The sequence below is a fragment of the Neisseria sp. HMSC70E02 genome (assembly GCF_001838645.1).
Classification (GTDB): Bacteria; Pseudomonadota; Gammaproteobacteria; order Burkholderiales; family Neisseriaceae; genus Neisseria; species Neisseria macacae.
Window position 1 is genome coordinate 16462 of record NZ_KV838097.1, and the last position, 18735, is coordinate 35196.

Genomic DNA, 18735 nt, shown 5'->3' on the forward strand with positions numbered 1-18735 from the left:
AATCGTTTTCTTTGAGCTAAGGCGAGGTAACGCCATCCTGGTTTAGTTAATCCACTATAAATATTGAACTTAAAACACGGAGTACATCATGAAAAAAACGTTTTTACTCATCTGCCTTGCCGCCACTGCGGCCGCATCCGCCGAAACTATATCGTTGGAAGTATCGGGCAATCCGGCATTCCGTCAATATTCCGCCAATGCAAAGGTAGAGTCTGCGTTCAAATCCATACAAAACGAATGCGGTGATTTTGCCGTTGCGCCTGTTTCACTTTCCCTGAAAAAGGACGCTAAATATTTCGTCGCAGTCTGCACAATGGGCGGCAGCGCATTGACAGAATTCCAAATCCTCTCCAGCGGACGCGGCAAATCAGAGGTCTTGTTGGAAGGCGGAGGCTATGGAATCAATATCTTGCCGAAACAACATAACGGTTTGCGCGATATCGCCGTTACAGAAGGCAATGCAAGATATTGCACCGAAACGCGTTACCGCTTTAATGGAAAAGCCTACCGCCCCTATAAACGTAAGAGCTGCCTAGGTTAATCCATGCTGTAAGTTTCAAAAGAGGTGTATCAACATGAAAAAGTTGATTTGCCATCACAATCAAATAAAACGACACAAACCATGAACATAGAAAAAATGAAACGCGCTTGGTATCCGTTGATACCAAGCAAGCAGCTGAAAGACAAGCCCGTTCATCGCGAATTGTTGGGACAGCAACTGGTGTTGGTAAGGCTGAACGGACAGGCAGCCTGTATGGATGATTGCTGTCCGCATCGGCATGTGCCGTTGAGTGCGGGCAAAATCGTTTCGGGCAAACTCCAATGTTGTTATCACGGCTGGGAGTTTGATGCGCAAGGCAAAGTTTTGACTGTTGTCGGCGGGATGTGTGCTTGTGAAGAAGCTGAGAGTGTTCCTACGTTTCCATGCCGAGAGTACGACGATTGGGTGTGGGTTTGTCTGGTTTCCGATATTCCTTTTGAACCGTATGCCGATTTTGAAGCGCCGGAAGGTTTTGAAACCGCCAACGCCGTCCGATATATGGAAGGCGATTTTATCCACGCCATCGAAAACTTCCTCGACCCGACCCATACGCGCTATATCCATGCCAAACTGCTGCGCAACAACGGCAAACAAAGCATGCAGATCAGCCAGAGCCACCATGAACGCGGTTTCGTGACGCATTATCGTCTTAATCAACAGCAAAACGGATTGATTAACAAGCTGTTCGACAAAGGCATTACCGTTAACGATGCGGCATTTACTTTCCCGGGTTTGGTGCGTATCGATTACTTCACACCGAACAGTCATGAATATCGGATTTCCGCCTTTTTTATCCCTCAAAACAAGGGCAGTATGGGCTTAAATGTCCGAGTCCATTTTCCTAAAAGCCGCTTTCCTTTGCCCATCAAATTCCATCTGTTCCGCCCGTTTCTTGAACGTCTGATGGTTCAGGATTCCGCCATTATCAAAAGCCAATACCATCATCACAAAGAGCATTATGCGAATAGGCCTTATTGCAGCACCACCAATGATTTGGTGATTGATCATTTGTTGCATCTCTTCTTGGAAAACATGCCGGAGGGCATAGACAAAACGGGAGAAATGAGTTTATAGAGAATGCGAAACCGGAGGAGAAGGGTGGTAGCCTGAGGGTCGTCTGAAAACAGTGTAAAACGGGTTTCAGACGACCCCTTCTATAAAAACTGTCAACAATCTTCATTAATATATTCCGAATGCCCGAATATTTATTTTATAAAAATCAATACTCAATCTTTTCGGTATTCGGATAATGTTAAAAGATGAAAGATTTTGTCTTGATTGAACAGGCGGTTTGCGTTATCGTTTGCATTCTTTCATTCATAAACTCTGTGTTTCATTCCAATTGATTGGACAGTCTGACTGTCGCCGTGTTCCTTCAATGCGCGTACCCTAAACCGCTGCTTGGAGGGCTTGCATTACAGGTGCTGTGGCGAGGCGGGTTGCCCCTATTGGTTTGAAGCCGTATAAAAGAGGTCATTATGCAATTATCAGGTGCACAAATCATAGTGCAAAGTCTCAAAGCCGAAGGTGTAGAGTATGTTTTCGGCTATCCGGGCGGCGCAGTCATCGAAATCTACGACGCTATTTTCCAACTCAATAAATTCAAGCACATCCTGACCCGCCACGAGCAGGCGGCGGTACACGCGGCAGATGCGTATGCGCGCGTCAGCGGCAAAGTCGGCGTCGCGCTGGTTACTTCCGGTCCGGGCGTGACCAATGCGCTGACAGGCATTGCCACCGCATACAGCGATTCGATTCCGATGGTGGTCATCAGCGGACAGGTCGGCAATTCGCTCATCGGTACGGATGCGTTTCAAGAGGTGGATACGGTCGGCATTACCCGTCCGTGCGTCAAACACAATTTCTTGGTAACCAACGTCAACGAGCTTGCCGAGACCATTAAAAAAGCATTCCAAATCGCCGCCAGCGGCCGACCCGGCCCGGTCGTGGTCGATATTCCCAAAGATGTAACGCAGGCAATGGCGAAATTCAGCTATCCGCAGGAAGACATCTTTATCCGCTCTTACCAACCTGTCGTGCAAGGCCATATCGGGCAGATTAAAAAAGCCATCCAAATGTTGGCTTCCGCCAAACGTCCGATCGTTTATTTCGGCGGCGGCGTGGTATTGGGCAATGCTTCGGAAGAGCTGACGAAGTTTGTCCGCATGACGGGCGCACCATGTACCGGCACACTGATGGGGCTGGGCGCGTACCCTTCAAGCGACCGCCAATTCTTGGGCATGCTGGGTATGCACGGCACTTACGAAGCCAACCTCGCCATGCAAAACGCAGATGTCGTGTTGGCAGTGGGCGCGCGTTTTGACGACCGTGTCGTCTCCGTTCCGTCCAAATTCTTTGAAAAAGCCAAAAAAGTCATTCACATTGATGTTGACCCGTCCAGCATCGCCAAACGCGTCAAAGTCGATATTCCGATTGTCGGCGATGTGAAAAACGTCTTGTCCGAAATGATTGCCTTGTGGGGCAAACAGGATGCGCCTGCCGCCGACTCTTTGGACAAATGGTGGAAAAACATCGAAGAATGGCGTTCGCGCAACTGCCTGTGGTTTGACAACGACAGCGAAATCATCAAACCGCAATATGTCGTGCAGAAACTTGCCGAAGTTACCGGCAATTCCGCCATCATCACTTCGGACGTGGGACAACACCAAATGTTCGCGGCGCAATATTATCCGTTCGAACGCCCGCGCCAATGGCTCAATTCCGGCGGCTTGGGTACGATGGGCGTAGGCCTGCCGTATGCGTTGGGCGCGAAACTCGCCGCTCCCGACCAAGACGTATTCTGTATTACGGGCGAAGGTTCGATTCAGATGAACATCCAGGAATTGTCCACCTGCTTCCAATACCATGTCCCGATTAACGTCGTTACCCTCAACAACGGCTACCTCGGCATGGTTCGCCAATGGCAGGAGCTGTATTACGGCAACCGCGAATCGGAAACCTATTTCGATTCCCTGCCCGATTTCGTCAAACTGGCGGAAGCATACGGGCACATCGGCATCCGCGTGGACAAAAAATCCGATGTTGAAGGCGCGCTTTTGGAAGCGGTCAAACAAAAAGACCGTCTGGTATTTATCGACTTCTTGACCGATAAGAAACAAAACGTGCTGCCCATGGTCGGCAACGGCAAAGGTTTGGACGAAATGGTCCTGCCGCCGCATATGCGCGAAAACCCTAAAGCGTAAGGAGAACGACAATGCGACATATCTTATCTGTTCTGATGGAAAACGAATCAGGCGCGATGAGCCGCGTGGTCGGTCTTTTCTCCGCTCGCGACTACAACATCGACTCCTTGGCAGTAGCCCCGACCGAAGACAAAACCCTTTCGCGCATGACCATCGTTACCCATGGCGATGAGCAAGTCATCGAACAAATCACCAAGCAACTCAATAAATTGATTGAGGTGGTCAAAGTGGTCGATTTGAACGAAAGCCGTTTTGTCGAACGCGAACTGATGTTGGTAAAAGTCCGCGCCGTCGGCAAAGACCGCGACGAATTTTTACGCCTGACCGAAATCTACCGTGGCAGCATCATCGACGTAACCGACCGCAGCTACACCATCGAAATCACAGGTTCGACCGACAAACTCGACTCTTTCCTCGAAACCGTCGGACGCGCCCAGATTTTGGAAACCGTACGCACAGGCGCAGCCGGCATCGGCCGCGGCGAGCGTATTTTGAAAATTTAACACCGTCAGGTTTTCAGACGACCCGATAGGTCGTCTGAAAACAGAAACGGCAGGAGAGATTGATGTCAAACATTAAAATCGTCGCGCTGGTTACCGTCAAACCCGAATACACAGAAACGCTGAAACCCTTGTTCCAAAGCCTGGTCAAAGCCAGCCGCGCGGAAGAAGGCAACATCAGCTACGATTTGCATCAGGAAATCGGCAAACCCGAGCGTTTCGTCTTCGTCGAAAACTGGAAATCCCAAGCCGCCATCGACGCGCACAACGCCAGCGAACATTTCCAAGGTTTCGTCAAAGCCATCGACGGCAAAACCGATGCGCTCGAAATCGTTTTGATGGAAGAACTCTCCGTTTAACCCTTTACCCTCAATCCAACCGTCCGGCATCCTCAACACAAAGCCGGAATCCATTTTACCCAAAGGAAATCAAATGCAAGTTTATTACGATAAAGACGCCGACCTGTCCCTGATCAAAGGCAAAACCGTCGCCATCATCGGCTACGGCTCACAAGGCCACGCCCACGCAGCCAACCTGAAAGATTCAGGCGTAAACGTAGTAGTCGGCCTGCGCCAAGGCGGCTCTTGGAAAAAAGCAGAAGCAGCCGGTTTCGAAGTATTGTCCGTAGCCGATGCCACCAAAAAAGCAGACGTAGTGATGATTCTGCTGCCCGACGAAAACCAACCCGTCGTATACAAAAACGAAATCGAGCCTAACCTGAAACAAGGCGCGGTACTCGCTTTCGCACACGGCTTCAACGTCCACTACAACCAAATCGTACCGCGTGCCGACTTGGACGTGATTATGGTCGCCCCCAAAGGCCCCGGCCACACCGTACGCAGCGAATTCCTCAAAGGCGGCGGCGTGCCTTCACTGATCGCCGTTTACCAAGATAAAAGCGGCAAAGCCCGCGACATCGCCCTGTCTTACGCAGCAGCCAACGGCGGCACCAAAGGCGGCGTGATTGAAACCAACTTCCGCGAAGAAACCGAAACCGACCTCTTCGGTGAACAAGCCGTATTGTGCGGCGGCGTGGTCGAACTGATCAAAACCGGCTTCGAAACCCTGACCGAAGCAGGCTACGCGCCCGAAATGGCATACTTCGAATGCCTGCACGAAATGAAGCTCATCGTTGACCTGATTTACGAAGGCGGCATCGCCAACATGAACTACTCCATTTCCAACAACGCGGAGTACGGCGAATACGTTACCGGCGTGGAAGTCATTAACGACAAATCCCGCGAAGCCATGCGCAACGCCCTCAAACGCATCCAAACCGGCGAATACGCCAAAATGTTCATCCAAGAAGGTGCCGTCAACTACGCCAGCATGACCGCCCGCCGCCGCCTGACTGCCGATCACCAAATCGAGAAAGTCGGCGCACAACTGCGTTCCATGATGCCTTGGATTGCCAAAAACAAACTGGTCGACTTGGACAAAAACTAATTCGACTCGGTTCAACCATAAGCAAACCTGCCCGACGATTCGGGCAGGTTTTTTGTTACGTTAAGATTTTGAAAAATCAAAAATTCCAGTGGAAGAAAGGTCGTCTGAAAGACGAATTGACGATTTCAGACGACCCTTTGCTTGAGTTAGAAGTTATCGTGACTCAGTTCAAAAGAACAATAGCAACGAAGCTTTATCTGTGGTTTGTAGTGTTCTTTTTTATTTATGAATTCCAGGTCCGAAATCGGCTGTGACAAATTCTTGAACAATCATGACCGCGCAGTTGTCTTTACGTTTTTTCATAAAAAGCAGTTTTGCCTTTGCCGGGGCGGGTAACGTAAGAATGGATATGTCTTTACCGTCTAAATGGCCGATAAAACTGGGACTGCCTGCGAACTCTTCATAGTTTGTAGGTGGTAACGGACAGCGGTTATTGTGAAGTTCAAATTCAAGCTGCTTCATCTTGCCTTTTTCAGACGACCATTCAGCAAACGAAATACTACGGATACCGTATTGTTGATATGGATCTTGGTTAACATGGTATGTGCTGTTGAATTGTCTGTCGTTTTTTATAGTATGGTTAGCAGTTTGATTGATTTCATGCGCCAGTTCGGGGATATCAATGCTGCGACCGATTTTATCCAAGTCAATAAAACTGCCATCGCGGGCAGCTTCTACCAAGACCTTAGACAAAGACTTATCGTGCATACGCATGGTTTCCATCGTATCGGCTCGGGCAATATTGGCAGATGTAAGCAGTGCGCAAAATATCAAAAAATAAGATTTCATTTAAATCCTTGTTATTAAATAGAGTTTAAGAATAAAACAAAATTGCCTGCATAGAAGATGAGATATTATGAGGCATACTAATAATTTATTGAAATTTTTCCAACATGATTTTTCTTATGGATGAAAATCTTTTTGATGAATTATGTTTAATCGCCATATAAATTTCATCATCAATTTTATTTTGGGTTAATACCATATTTTCAATATATGGAATAATTTTCTCAGAGCCGGTTGAAATTAAATAGGCAGCTATCTCGCTATAAATATATGATTCTACGCGGAAATGGTCTAGTTTATTTAATAGTAAAGTTTCAATCGATTTCGAGTGATAGCTTTTTTCTTTTAGAGCATACACGATCCAAGAAATTACTTTCGGATGCTTGCTATTTAAATTTTTTATCAGATATTCTTCAATATAATCTCTTTTGGGAAAAAATGCAGAGCTAAAAGCAGTAGCCATAACGATAGAATATTTCTGTATTTGCCAAATTAATTCAATTTTTCCTTCTATTGCGCAGAATTCTTCCTCTCCTAAATCATAATAATGAAACAAATGCCCTAAAGAAGATATCGCTGAGGATTTTACGTTAATGCTTTTATCGTTGTTTATAAAATCAATTAAGAGAGATAAAACTTCTTCAAGTTCGGATTTATTAAGCTTATTCTGAATCTGTCCGAGAATAAAGACAGCAATTTCCCTATGCCGACTATACCGACTTGTTAAGAGAACATTTTTGACGATATCGCTAATTTCACGATACCGGAAAAATTGCAATCTTCTAGCTGCTTCGTATCGAATTTGAGTATTAGAATTCAGCAGGATATTGAGTAATTCAGTAGCTGATAAATTTTTACATGTTAAATAAGCATCAAAACTCAAAGAATCTTTATTTTTCATATAGTTTGTCTTGTTTGTGTCTAATACAGGTGCTATCTTGAAAAATGCGATTTGATTTCATGAGTTTTAGCGTTTATATGAACTTCTATAATTCCATGTCCTCCTCTGCGATGAGGATTTAATATTTGGGGAGAGTAGGTAAAAACATAATATTTGTTTTCTGTTTTATCAATGTAAGTGCTACATGATATATTGTAGTCGGAGATGTTTAATCCTTTAGCCTCTATCTCTTTCATGGAGAGGAATAGAGGCTGGGAGTATTCTTTTTCTATCGATAGTTTTTTACCCGAATATCTGTAAATTTCAAAAGAATCAGCCATAGTATTTTGCGGTATAAAGAATATAAAGAGTAAAGTAATCAGATATTTTTTAAGATTCATTTTTAGTATTAACTCGATAGGATTTAAAATTGAAGGAACCAAGTTTCATGGTTTATAGCAAGCTGTTGGATCAGCAGATGTAGGTTGGGTCGTGACCCAACATTCAGGTTGTTGTTGGGTTTGCCAACCCAACCTACGCTTACTATTCTTACGGATATTCCCGCAGATAAACGCGCTCGCCCTTGTCGTCATAACGCTTAATCAGACGCAGGCGGCCGTTTTTATCGTATTCGCGTGCCTCGCCGAAATACACGCCGTGGCGGTGCGGCAGCGTGTATTTCAATTTGCCGTTGGGATAATAGCCTTTGACCACGCCGTGGACTTTATCGTTTTCGTCATACGGCATCACGGTTTCCAACACGCGCTGACTGCCGTCGGTATAGTGGTACACCGTATAGCCGCCGTCCGCATGGTTTTCTCTGCGCATTGTGCCACCCTGTCCGTCTGCTGTTCCGCTGTTTTGCCAACGCCGCTGCCTCAACCGTTCTTCTGCCTCGCGGCCGCGCTGTATTTGCATTTCCAGCTGTCTTTGCTGCGGTGAAACAAAGCTGCCCTCCGGCACGCAGTTCATATTGCCGTACATCTGCAGGCAATGCGCTATCCGGTTCTGTTCCTGACGGTCCGCGCGCGCATTGGCCGCCGAATCCGCCCATGCCGCCTGAAACGGCAATGCCGCCAGTATGGATAGTGCAACGGATATTTTTTTCAAAACAGATATTTTCATATAAATTCCTTAGCAGATGTAGGTTGGGTCGTGACCCAACATTCAGGTTGTTGTTGGGTTTACCAACCTAACCTACGCTTACCATGCCAACAAATAATGATTTGAGTATATTGGATTTGAAGTTAATAGAATAGTTTATAGCAAGTCATATGAAAACTCTAAATTAGCCTGCATGCGTACTACACTCTTATAACTCTTCCGAATCTGAGAGATCCTCAAATCCAACAACATCATCATCGTGGTAGTTGATTAAAATGCCGTATGGCTCGGCAATAGGGAGCTGACTTTCTCTAAATACGATATCCCAATCTTTTGTTTTTTCATGAAACATAAACTCCGGAAAAGAAATCAATTCTTTGGTTTCGTCTAATTTATCTTTGTAATGATTAAATCCAAGTTGTTTGGGTTGGGTATATAAAATATTTCTTAAGAATAGTTCAGTTTTTGCTTTGATCTGAGGAAAGTTATTCATTTTACTTTGAATAAAGTTAAAATCTATTTCCTCCAAATCAAATGGTTGACTAACTTGAATAGAGAAAGACATTTCATTAAATATACCTTGAAGAAAAGATGTGTTTGTTGTTTCTTCAGTAATAAAGGTCAATTTGCCCAGAGGGGTATGAAATTTACCCATATTAGTGTCCTATATAAGGTATTAAATATTTAGAGTAAGCAAAATAGTTATTAAAGGTCGTCTGAAAAATTTCAGACGACCTTTTCTTCAATATCCTCTAATTTGCTATCACTCTTTCTTTCAAAGTCTTCAATAATCTCTTTATAACCTTAATCTGTATCTTAATACCCTTGTGGGTTAGATGGATGAGCACCAATTTTTAAGAAACGTGATAGTTTATAAATAATAATGTAAGACATTAATTTTGGGTTATTTGATATTTTTCATTATATTGGAAAGTTCTATTGGTACGGGTATATCATGTTCACTTGAACGTGAAATTTTTAGCAAATAACTATGTAGAATAAATTCAAAATCAGAAAATATTTTTAATTTGATTAGGCAACATATTTTTAACTCTTGGATTTTTAAGTCTCGCCAATTTTGATGGCTGGATAGTTTTGAAAAGTAGTTATCCGGAATTTGCTCTATCATATCAAGGCAATGATTAAATTCCTTTAAGTCATAATAAATATGTGCTAGGTAGGCTTTGGCAAACATAGCATTTTCAGAATCAGAAGTAGCCTTTTTAAAGGGAATTTTTGCTTGTTCTAAAAGGGAAATTCTATTTTTATCTTCTGATAGATTAGCTTTTAAATATAAGTTATATCCTAAAAGATATGGGTAATTATTTAAATTTAATAAATTATTTAGAAGATAATCTATAAGGATTAATTTTGTTCGATTCTCCTCAGTCAATTCGATTACCTCAGTTATTACATAAGGATTATTAGTCGATATTGAGTCTAAAGGGGAGTTGATATAGTCCAAAGCATTCATCATATTAACTTATAGGTTGTACTGTTGCCTTATGATATATTCTCTGTTAGTTATATATTTTGCTATTGAATCATTCACTTACTTTACATCGATAATCGTAGGTTAGATCCCTAAAACTGTCATTTTGTATATAACAGGTTTGTAATATATGGGTCATCTGAAACAGTTTCAGACGACTTTTTCTTTATTTCTCTCTATTCTTTCAGCACTCTTTCTTTCAAAGTCTTCAACACACTTTTCACCGTCTTAATTCTCATCTCCACATCCTCCATCTGAGCCGTAAACTTCAACTTATCCGCCCCTGCCAGCCGATAGTTTCTATCGCTCTGAATCAGCAGGATGATTTCTGTCGGGTCGATTTGGTGGTGTTTGCCGAAGGTAACGGTGACGGCTTCGCTGGTCGCGTCGATGGCGTCTATGCCCAATTCTTTTGCGGCGAGCCGCAGGTGGTGGCTTTCGATGAGGGTTTTGACGGGTTGTTCGGGCAGGCCGAAGCGGTCGACGAGTTCTTCGTGTATGGCGTTGATTTGCTGAACGGTTTCGCAGACGGCGAGGCGTTTGTAGAGGACGAGCCGTTCGTGGATGTCGGGGCAATAGCTTTCGGGCAGCAGGGCGGGGCTGTGCAGTTTGATTTCGGTGGTGATGCCCAGCGGTGCGTCGAGGTCGGGCTGGCGGCCTTTTTTGAGGTCGCGCACGGCTTGTTTGAGCATTTCGGTGTAGAGCGTGAAGCCGACCTGTATCATTTCGCCGGATTGTCCTTCGCCGAGGATTTCGCCTGCGCCGCGGATTTCCAAATCCTGCATGGCGAGGGTGAAACCTGCGCCGAGTTCGTCTGCCGCCGCGATGGCGTCGAGGCGTTTTTCTGCGTCTTTGGTGATGTATTCGGGCGTGAGCAGGTAGGCGTAGGCTTGGTGGTGGCTGCGGCCGACGCGCCCGCGAAGCTGGTGCAGTTGCGCAAGCCCGAATTTGTCGGCGCGGTTGATGATGATGGTGTTGGCGTTGGGAATGTCGATGCCGGTTTCGATGATGGTGGAACAGAGCAACACATTGAATCTTTGTTGCAAAAAGTCGCGCATGACTTGTTCCAGCTCGCGCTCGCGCAGTTGTCCGTGCGCCACGCCGATGCGGGCTTCGTGCAGCAGAGCTTCCAGCCGCTCGCGCATGTTTTCGATGGTATCCACTTCATTGTGCAGGAAAAATACCTGCCCGCCGCGTTTGAGTTCGCGCAACACGGCTTCGCGCACGCTGCCTTCGCTGAACGGTTTGACAAAAGTTTTTACGGCGAGGCGGCGGCTGGGCGCGGTGGTAATCAGCGAGAAGTCGCGCAGGCCTTCGAGCGCCATGCTGAGAGTGCGTGGAATCGGCGTGGCGGTCATGGTAAGGATGTCCACGTTGGCGCGCAGGCGTTTGAGCTGCTCTTTCTGGCGCACGCCGAAACGGTGTTCTTCGTCAATGATGACTAGCCCTAAGTTTTTGAATTTTATGTCGTCCTGCACCAATTTGTGCGTGCCGATAACGATATCGACCGTGCCGTCCGCCATACCTTCCAGCGCGGCTTTGGTGGCTTTACTGTTGTTGAAACGCGAAAGGCTGGCGACTTTTACGGGGAAATCGGCGAAGCGGTCGGCGAAGTTTTGCGCGTGCTGCTCGACCAGAAGCGTGGTCGGGGCGAGTACGGCGCCCTGTTTGCCGCCCATCACCGCCACAAACGCGGCGCGCAGGGCGACTTCGGTTTTGCCGAAACCGACATCGCCGCACACAAGGCGGTCCATCGGCTTCGCCTGCGTCAGGTCTTTAATCACGGCGGCAATGGCGGCGGCCTGGTCTTCGGTTTCTTCGTAGCCGAAGCCGTCGGCAAACGCCTGATAGTCCAACTCGTTGATTTCAAACTTGTGTCCCGATTGGGCGGCGCGCTGAGCGTAGAGGTTGAGCAACTCGGCGGCGGTGTCGCGCGCTTTTTCGGCGGCCTTGCGCTTCGCCTTGTTCCATGCACCGCTGCCGAGCTTGTGCAGGGCGACGTTTTCATGCGCCTGACCGGAGTAGCGGCTGATTAAATGCAGTTGCGAAACAGGCACATAAAGCTGCGCTTCGCCCGCGTATTCGAGCAACATCATTTCGTTGGTTTCGCCGCCCAAATCCATCGTTACCAAGCCCATATACCGCCCGATGCCGTGTTCTTCGTGCACAACGGGGTCGCCGATGTTGATTTCGGCAAGGTCGCGCAACAGGCCGTCTGAAACGGTGGCGTGTTTTTTGCGGCGGTTGTGGACGCGCGAACGGGCAACGTATTGGTAGAGCTCGGATTCGGTAATGACGGCGATGGCACCTTGAGCGGCAACTGCTTTGCCCTCTCCCCAACCCTCCCCCACGGGGGAGGGGGCAGGCTGCTGTTGGATTTGCCCGTGCAGACTATTTTCGATTGGGTGCAGGCTGCTTTCAGTTTTCAGGTCGTCTGAAACGGCGGCGGCACTTTGTTCCCTCTCCTGAGGGAGAGGGTGTGTTACGGCTGCGGAAAATTTGGTTTGGGCGGCAACTGCTTTGCCTTCTTTCTCGGCGGCGGGAGTAGGTTGCTGTTGGCTCGGAGATTGTGGCCCGCCCAGTTTGAACCCGTATGCCAACGGCGCAACCGTAATCATCAGCGGCTCGTGCGCCGATAAAAAGCCCTGCCAGTCGGACACAGGTTTGGCCTTCAAACCATTTTGCTGCAAGAAGCCGAGCATGGTTTCTCGCCGTCCCAGACTTTCGGCGCACAGCAAAATCCGCCCGTCAAAGGTCGTCTGAAAATCCTTCAATGCCTGCAACGGCTCGTCGGATTGGCGGTTGACGGCAAGGTCGGGCAGGGTGTGTTCCTTGCCGGAAACATCGGGCAGCACCTGTCCGTAGTTTTTCAGACGGCCTGCGAACACATCGGCAGAGAGATACAAATGCTGTGGAAGCAAAGGCGGATAGGTTTCGTCGCCCTGCGCCATGGCATAACGTGATTTGACGTCGCTCCAAAAGCGGTTTGCCTCGGCGTGAACATCGCCCAAAGAGACAAACAGCGCATCCTCGCCGATATAGTCAAATAGCGTTTCCAGCTCGTTTTCAAAAAACAGCGGCAGATAATATTCCACGCCCGCGCCGAAATGGCCGTTGCTGACGGCTTTGTACACGGCGGCATCGTTCGGATTGCCATCGACTTCCTCGCGGAAGCGGCTGCGGAAAATCTTTTGCGCCTCGCTGTCGGTGGGGAACTCGTGCGCCGGCAGCAGGCGGATTTCGGAAACGGGGGAGATGGTGCGCTGCGTGTCGGTGTCAAAGGTTTTGATGCTGTCGATTTCATCGTCGAACAAATCGATGCGGTAGGGCATTTCGCTGCCCATCGGGAATAAATCCACAATGCCGCCGCGCACGGCAAACTCGCCTGCCGCGACAACATGGGAAACATGGTTGTAGCCCGCATCCACCAAATCGGTTTTCAGACGGCCTATATCCAGAGTCTGCCCCGTTTTCAGCCAAAACGTGCGCCCCGCCAAAAACGGCACGGGCGGCAGCTTCTGCATCGCCGTGGCAACCGGTACAAACAACACGTCCGCCGCGCCGCTCTTAATCTGCCACAACGCCGAGAGCCGCTCCGACACCAAATCCTGATGCGGCGAAAAACGCTCGTAAGGCAGCGTTTCCCAGTCCGGCAGGAACACTGCCGTATCGTGCGGACGGAAAAACCGCCATGCCGTCTGAAGGCGCAACGCCTGTTCCGCATCTTGGGTCAGCACGACTTTGAGCCGCTTATGCGGCAGATAACGCGCCAAAGCCAGCGGCAGCGAGCCTTGCGAAAGATTGAGCCAACGGGATTTTTCACGGGGTTTGGGGATAGGGTAGGTCATGGCGTAGGGACAATGGCTTGCGGCAGCCGGAAAATTTTTCGGGCCGCCGTGGTAGGTTGTAAAAGCGGGATTTTAGCAGATTACAAGCGGGTGTAAGGAGCGGGATGGCTTGGGTGGTTTTCAGACGACCTTTGTGTGGCAGAGGGTCGTCTGAAAATGTTTGTCCGTAAAAACCGATTGAAATGGATAGACTGAATATTACGGTTTGTCCGGATAAGCCAATAACGGGCTGAAGTCCGCTTTCCAAATATCCAGTTCATACAGTTGACCGTCGCTGTAAGAATATAGGGTTGCCAAAACCGGAATGCCGTCTTTATCGTGAAACAGGTATTCGGCGATTGGGATGATTTGTAGCGGGCGCGTTTGGTTTGTATCGCTGGAAAACAGAAAACTGCCCATCGCGCCATCATCGAGCGTGGTGACGCTGTTGGAAAAACGGGTTTCCAATCCGGCATATTGAGGTTTTTTGTTTGACAGAAGAAGATTCAACAAATCGGTTTCGTCTGCCGTCATCGGGCGTTTGTTCAATGGTTCAACTCCATGTATCTGCTGAAAAAGGGATTGTTCGTCCGGATGTTTTCAGACGACCTTTGGCGGCAGGAAGTCATTCTAGCGGATGCAAGCCGGCAAAGACAGCGGTGGCTTTTTCAGACGACCTGCAAGGGTTTGTGATAAGGTATAAAACGGACCTATTTCTGGGAACGAGGTCGTCTGAAAACGGAGGGGAAGGGTATGCCGCAGCAGAAGTGCAGGCAGCAGGCATTTCAGATTTGCGTTATACTTTTCCCCGTCTGTGTACTTTACTTATGAGAAAGGCAGCAAAATTATGATCTTAGAATTCATTAAAAAACTGTTTGGCGCTACCGGCGGCGCATCGTCTTCGTCAAAACGCGGCGGCTGGAATGAGGAAGAGGGCGTGTATTACGCCAAAGGCAGCTACGATAACGCAGTAGAGTACAACAATGAGTTGATGTGTATTGCCAATTTTATGCTCTACCATATGGAAGACATGAACCAGGCAATGGACAAACGCGATTACGCCCAAGCCGAAAAAGTCCGTGTGCAGTGGATAGCCGCGATTCCCAATTACATTGCGCAAGCCGATAAATTGGGCGCATACAAAGGCGATGCTTCCCTGTTGAATGCTTTGAAAAGCCATCTGCGTTTCTTTAGCGATTTGATGGAAGACGGCTATAAAAAGCTGATCCAAATCCGCGCTTCCGGCAAACACGGTTCGGAAGAAGACGAAGAGCAATTGGACGAGAACAACGAGAAAATCTTGGACAGTACCGATAAGTTCAATGAAGTAAGCGATGAGTTTTTGGAAAAATTTGAAGACGAATAAACCGTATAGGCGAATTTTGTAAAACGCTATCCTAAAACCAAAAATCCTCTAAATTCTCCACAACAGAATTTAGAGGATTTTTTCATAAGCCGTTTTCTATAAAAACATAGAGAACCGCTGATTGTCAAAAAGGTCGTCTGAAAACCGGTATGACGGGTTTCGCTACAAGTTTTCAGACGACCTCCGTTCAAACTGCTACACCCGCCAGTTTGCCGATTATACCCGTAACCGCCAATGCCGCCACGCCCCACAGGCACACGCGCAAGACGGCGGGGGCGACAGGTGCGCCGCCGAGTTTGGCGGAGGCATAACCCAGCGCGGCGAGTCCGCATAAAGTGGTTGCTGCCAGCGTAGGGATAAGGGCGGCGGGAGCGGTCAGGGCAACCAGCAGCGGCAGTATCGCGCCGGCGCAGAACGAACCGGCGGAGGCAAGCGCGGCCTGCATGGGCTTGGCGGCGGAGGTTTCGGTGATGCCGATTTCGTCGCGTGCATGGGCGGAGAGCGCGTCGTGTTCCATCAATGCTTGCGCGACTTCGGCGGCAAGTGCGTCGGACAAACCGCGGCGGCGGTAAATTTCGGTCAGTTCTGCCAGTTCGGCATCGGGATTGGCTTCCAATTCGTGGCGTTCTTTGTGCAAATCGGCTTTTTCCGTGTCTGACTGGCTGGAGACGGAAACGTATTCCCCAGCCGCCATCGAGACCGCGCCGCCGATCAGGGCGGAAACGCCGGTCAGCAGCAGGGTTTGGAAATCGGGTGCGGCGGCCGCAACGCCCGTCAGCATCGAAGCGGTGGAAATCAGGCCGTCGTTCGCGCCCAATACGCTTGCGCGCAGCCAGTTGTTGCGGTTGCTGAAATGGCGTTCGCTGTGTTGTGAATACATGGCAGTGTTCCGGCGGTGTTTTGCGTTATGGTAGCACCGTATCGGTTTATCGGGGCGGCGTAATCATATGTTGGCGCGCTGAAAATCCGTCCACACTTGATAATCATTGTCGCTTAAACGGGTTTGTGGTATAAATCCTAGAAATTTAGCTCTAAACTCTAATAACTGCCGATTAACCGAGAATCATGATGACACACACCGAATCAAGCGCGCAGCCGTCAACTATGGACACGGCTGCTTTTTTAAAGCACATCGAATCCGCATTCCGCCGCATTTTTTCAGACGACCTCAACCTCATGCAATACCTGCCCGAAGACAAATGGCTTGCCTTGAAGCAGGCGGGTTTGCTGTTGCCCTTCCTCGACAAAAAACACGGCGGCCGAAAGGGCAGCCAGTTTGAAATCCAAGAAGTCCTGCGGATTGCGGGGCATTACGGCGTGCCCGTTACCCTGCGTACCGGCATCGAAGGCGCGCTGGTATTGCAGCCTCTGCAAGAATTCGGCGACGAAGCGCAAGTCGCGCAAGGTTTGGACATGGTTTTCAAAGGCGAGGGCGGCGGTTTGGGCATTACCGAACCCGAAACCTCCGGCGCGGCGATTGCCCGCGAAATGCAGTCCTACTACGAATACATCGACGAACAAACGATTTACGTCAACGCCGCGAAATATTGGCAGGGCAACTCGCAGAGCGACTTCCTCCTCGTTGCCGCCAAAGAGCGCAAAAACGGCAAACTCTCCAAAGTCATCAACTTGTTGCTCGTTCCCAAACAATACATCCGCTACGAAGCCCTCGCATCCGAAGGCCTGCGCGCCGTCCGTTACGCCGTCAACCGCATTGATGCCCAAATGCCCGCCGCCGCCGTTATGAAACTCTCCCAGAGCGACGCCGCCGGTTTGCGCGCGTTCCAAAACATCTTTATCCGCAGCCGCCTGCAACTGATCGGCATGACGCACGGCATCATGGAATACATCCTTGACAACCTGAACCGATACGTTCGCCACGACATCAAATTCGTCGATTACGAACGCCGCGAAATCCAACGCCGCCATCAGGTTTCCGAGATTCTTTACCGCTACGTCTGCCATTGCGTTTCGCCCGTTGCACCCGTCGCCCATCAGCTGATGGAGGCAAACATCATCAAAACCCTCGCCACGGAATACACTTACGCCGCCGCCCAAATGTTGCAAAAACTCTTGGGCGCGAAGGGTTTTGAACGCGGACACACCGCCAGCAATATCGCTATCGACATCCGCCCCTTCACCATCTTCGAAGGTCCGAACGATATGCTTTATGCCGAAATTTACGACCAGTTCGTCCGCGCCACCGCCGAAGAAAAAGAAGCAGGCATTAAATTGGACAAAAACCAAACCCTGCTCGACCGCCTGCAAACCGACGCCCGCTTTGCCGCCGTTGCGCGCGACTACACTTTACCCGAAGACATCCGCAGCTTCCTGCAGGAACGCACCCTGACCGACGCCTGCGCCTTGCAAAAAGTCTTCATCGGCAAAATCATCGCCCGACTATTTGTCTTCGTACAGGCGGAACACGAAGACACCGCAGCCTTCCTGTTGAACGACATCAGCAAAGACATATTGGACTGCCGATATTGCGGTTGATGGTTTAAGGCAGAGAGGTCGTCTGAAATCGGTTTTCAGACGACCTAGGGCGGATTTTCATATTTTCAATTCAAAAGCAGCTTTGTTACGAAAATCAAACGAATCAAGTGATTTAGTCATGTTTATTGACTTTCAGACGACCTCAAAGCCCATGACCCTCTCCAAACTTTCTCTTTGGCAGACTCCCGAACAAGTCTGCGACATCTTACTTGCGCTGCCGGAAAAGCAGCGCAATCGTGCGTTGTACGAACTCGTTTTCCTTTTTGATCATGAAAACCCGCAAGGTCGGACGGAAGCCGAAAGTCAGCTTGCCGCCCTGCGCCTGCTGTGGCATAACCCGCGTTTTCAAGGTTTAGAAAACATCAGACATTGGCTGCGCGATGTGCTTGGGTTGGACGAGTCAAACGGTTCATGGCTTGCGTTGCAGGATGACATCGAAACGTTGATGGAAACGCTCCATCCCGAAACCTGCCGCACTTACGGAGAATACGGCGGTATGTTCAAAAGCGCGCAAACGCTCGAACCTTTTGTCGCCCGAATGTTCGAGCGCGATACCGAAGCCTCGCGCAGCATGGCTTGGGACTGTCTGTATTGGAACAAAGAGCTCCGCCGTTTACGCACCGATTGGGATGAATGGTTGAAAGAAGAAATCCGAAATCTGCATGATAAATACGGCGAAAACAAATAGCCGCCGCAACTGATTCAGGTTGACTGAAAGGTATTTCTGACTTTGAGCGGCTGAAAATCAAACCCGACTGTTTTTTATAGTGGATTAACTATAGTGGATTAAATTTAAATCAGGACAAGGCGCCGAAGCCGCAGGACAGTACAGATAGTACGGCAAGGCGAGGCAACGCTGTACTGGTTTAAAGTTAATCCACTATAAATCAGGCCAAGGCGATGAAGCCGCAGACAGTACAGATAGTACGGAACCGATTCACTTGGTGCTTCAGCACCTTAGAGAATCGTTTTCTTTGAGCTAAGGCGAGGTAACACCGTCCTGGTTGAAAGTTAATCCACTATAAACGGCAATTTTGTATGGGAACGAATAGCGAACAATAAAAAGGTCGTCTGAAAATTTCAGACGACCTTTT

The 18735-nt window shown here is 48.7% G+C and carries 18 protein-coding genes; 9 read left to right on the top strand and 9 right to left on the bottom strand.

What is annotated here, in order from left to right; all coding sequences use genetic code 11:
- The first annotated feature begins 88 nt into the window (after nucleotides 1-88).
- The 6 genes from HMPREF3277_RS06820 (at nucleotide 89) to ilvC (ending at nucleotide 5690) form a co-directional block, all read left to right on the top strand.
- On the top strand, nucleotides 89-541 hold the full coding sequence (locus HMPREF3277_RS06820) for a hypothetical protein (protein WP_049224004.1): 453 nt from the start codon (nucleotides 89-91) through the stop codon (nucleotides 539-541).
- 81 nt (nucleotides 542-622) lie between these two features.
- Entirely contained in the window at nucleotides 623-1615 is a 993-nt protein-coding gene (locus tag HMPREF3277_RS06825; protein WP_036492294.1) for a Rieske 2Fe-2S domain-containing protein, read from the top strand.
- 404 nt (nucleotides 1616-2019) lie between these two features.
- Nucleotides 2020-3744 (top strand): biosynthetic-type acetolactate synthase large subunit, encoded by a 1725-nt coding sequence (ilvB, locus tag HMPREF3277_RS06830; protein WP_003779359.1) that lies wholly within the window; start codon nucleotides 2020-2022, stop codon nucleotides 3742-3744.
- A gap of 11 nt (nucleotides 3745-3755) precedes the next feature.
- Nucleotides 3756-4247 carry an acetolactate synthase small subunit gene (ilvN, locus tag HMPREF3277_RS06835; protein WP_003766119.1) on the top strand — a complete coding sequence of 164 codons (492 nt, stop codon included), beginning with the start codon at nucleotides 3756-3758 and terminating at the stop codon, nucleotides 4245-4247.
- Between the two features lie 62 nt (nucleotides 4248-4309).
- On the top strand, nucleotides 4310-4603 hold the full coding sequence (locus HMPREF3277_RS06840) for a putative quinol monooxygenase (protein WP_003674893.1): 294 nt from the start codon (nucleotides 4310-4312) through the stop codon (nucleotides 4601-4603).
- Nucleotides 4604-4676: 73 nt separating this feature from the next.
- Nucleotides 4677-5690, top strand: a complete 1014-nt coding sequence (ilvC, locus tag HMPREF3277_RS06845; RefSeq protein WP_003755457.1) for a ketol-acid reductoisomerase — start codon at nucleotides 4677-4679, stop codon at nucleotides 5688-5690.
- Between the two features lie 219 nt (nucleotides 5691-5909).
- Here the strand turns inward: ilvC and HMPREF3277_RS06850 are convergent, their stop codons facing one another.
- From HMPREF3277_RS06850 to HMPREF3277_RS06885, 8 genes are all read right to left on the bottom strand, one after another.
- Nucleotides 5910-6479: a hypothetical protein gene (locus tag HMPREF3277_RS06850; RefSeq protein WP_070870477.1), complete on the bottom strand. Its 570-nt coding sequence runs from the start codon at nucleotides 6477-6479 to the stop codon at nucleotides 5910-5912.
- A gap of 85 nt (nucleotides 6480-6564) precedes the next feature.
- Nucleotides 6565-7377: a hypothetical protein gene (locus HMPREF3277_RS06855; protein ID WP_070870479.1), complete on the bottom strand. Its 813-nt coding sequence runs from the start codon at nucleotides 7375-7377 to the stop codon at nucleotides 6565-6567.
- Between the two features lie 32 nt (nucleotides 7378-7409).
- Nucleotides 7410-7697, bottom strand: coding sequence for a hypothetical protein (locus HMPREF3277_RS06860; RefSeq protein ID WP_246830774.1), 288 nt, complete (start codon nucleotides 7695-7697; stop codon nucleotides 7410-7412).
- Nucleotides 7698-7905: 208 nt separating this feature from the next.
- Nucleotides 7906-8481 carry a toxin-antitoxin system YwqK family antitoxin gene (locus HMPREF3277_RS06865; protein WP_003755449.1) on the bottom strand — a complete coding sequence of 192 codons (576 nt, stop codon included), beginning with the start codon at nucleotides 8479-8481 and terminating at the stop codon, nucleotides 7906-7908.
- Nucleotides 8482-8668: 187 nt separating this feature from the next.
- Nucleotides 8669-9115 (bottom strand): hypothetical protein, encoded by a 447-nt coding sequence (locus HMPREF3277_RS06870; RefSeq protein WP_003755447.1) that lies wholly within the window; start codon nucleotides 9113-9115, stop codon nucleotides 8669-8671.
- Nucleotides 9116-9364: 249 nt separating this feature from the next.
- Complete coding sequence (locus HMPREF3277_RS06875; protein ID WP_070870481.1) at nucleotides 9365-9937, bottom strand: hypothetical protein; 573 nt, start codon at nucleotides 9935-9937, stop codon at nucleotides 9365-9367.
- A gap of 191 nt (nucleotides 9938-10128) precedes the next feature.
- Nucleotides 10129-13800 carry a transcription-repair coupling factor gene (gene mfd / locus HMPREF3277_RS06880; RefSeq protein ID WP_070870483.1) on the bottom strand — a complete coding sequence of 1224 codons (3672 nt, stop codon included), beginning with the start codon at nucleotides 13798-13800 and terminating at the stop codon, nucleotides 10129-10131.
- A 198-nt stretch (nucleotides 13801-13998) separates the two neighbouring features.
- The gene (locus HMPREF3277_RS06885) at nucleotides 13999-14328 is read right to left on the bottom strand and encodes a DUF6984 family protein (RefSeq protein WP_246830775.1); all 330 of its coding nucleotides are present in this window, start codon (nucleotides 14326-14328) and stop codon (nucleotides 13999-14001) included.
- Between the two features lie 298 nt (nucleotides 14329-14626).
- Here HMPREF3277_RS06885 and HMPREF3277_RS06890 point away from each other — a divergent pair, with 298 nt between their 5' ends.
- Nucleotides 14627-15145, top strand: a complete 519-nt coding sequence (locus HMPREF3277_RS06890) for an LIC11966 family surface protein (protein WP_070870485.1) — start codon at nucleotides 14627-14629, stop codon at nucleotides 15143-15145.
- A 187-nt stretch (nucleotides 15146-15332) separates the two neighbouring features.
- Here the strand turns inward: HMPREF3277_RS06890 and HMPREF3277_RS06895 are convergent, their stop codons facing one another.
- A complete protein-coding gene (locus tag HMPREF3277_RS06895; protein WP_070870486.1) occupies nucleotides 15333-16025 on the bottom strand; it encodes a VIT1/CCC1 transporter family protein in 693 nt (230 codons plus the stop codon).
- Nucleotides 16026-16213: 188 nt separating this feature from the next.
- Here HMPREF3277_RS06895 and HMPREF3277_RS06900 point away from each other — a divergent pair, with 188 nt between their 5' ends.
- Both HMPREF3277_RS06900 and HMPREF3277_RS06905 read left to right on the top strand, forming a co-directional pair.
- On the top strand, nucleotides 16214-17641 hold the full coding sequence (locus tag HMPREF3277_RS06900; protein WP_141765191.1) for an acyl-CoA dehydrogenase family protein: 1428 nt from the start codon (nucleotides 16214-16216) through the stop codon (nucleotides 17639-17641).
- Between the two features lie 118 nt (nucleotides 17642-17759).
- Nucleotides 17760-18329, top strand: a complete 570-nt coding sequence (locus tag HMPREF3277_RS06905; RefSeq protein ID WP_070870488.1) for a hypothetical protein — start codon at nucleotides 17760-17762, stop codon at nucleotides 18327-18329.
- Nucleotides 18330-18735 lie beyond the last annotated feature (406 nt).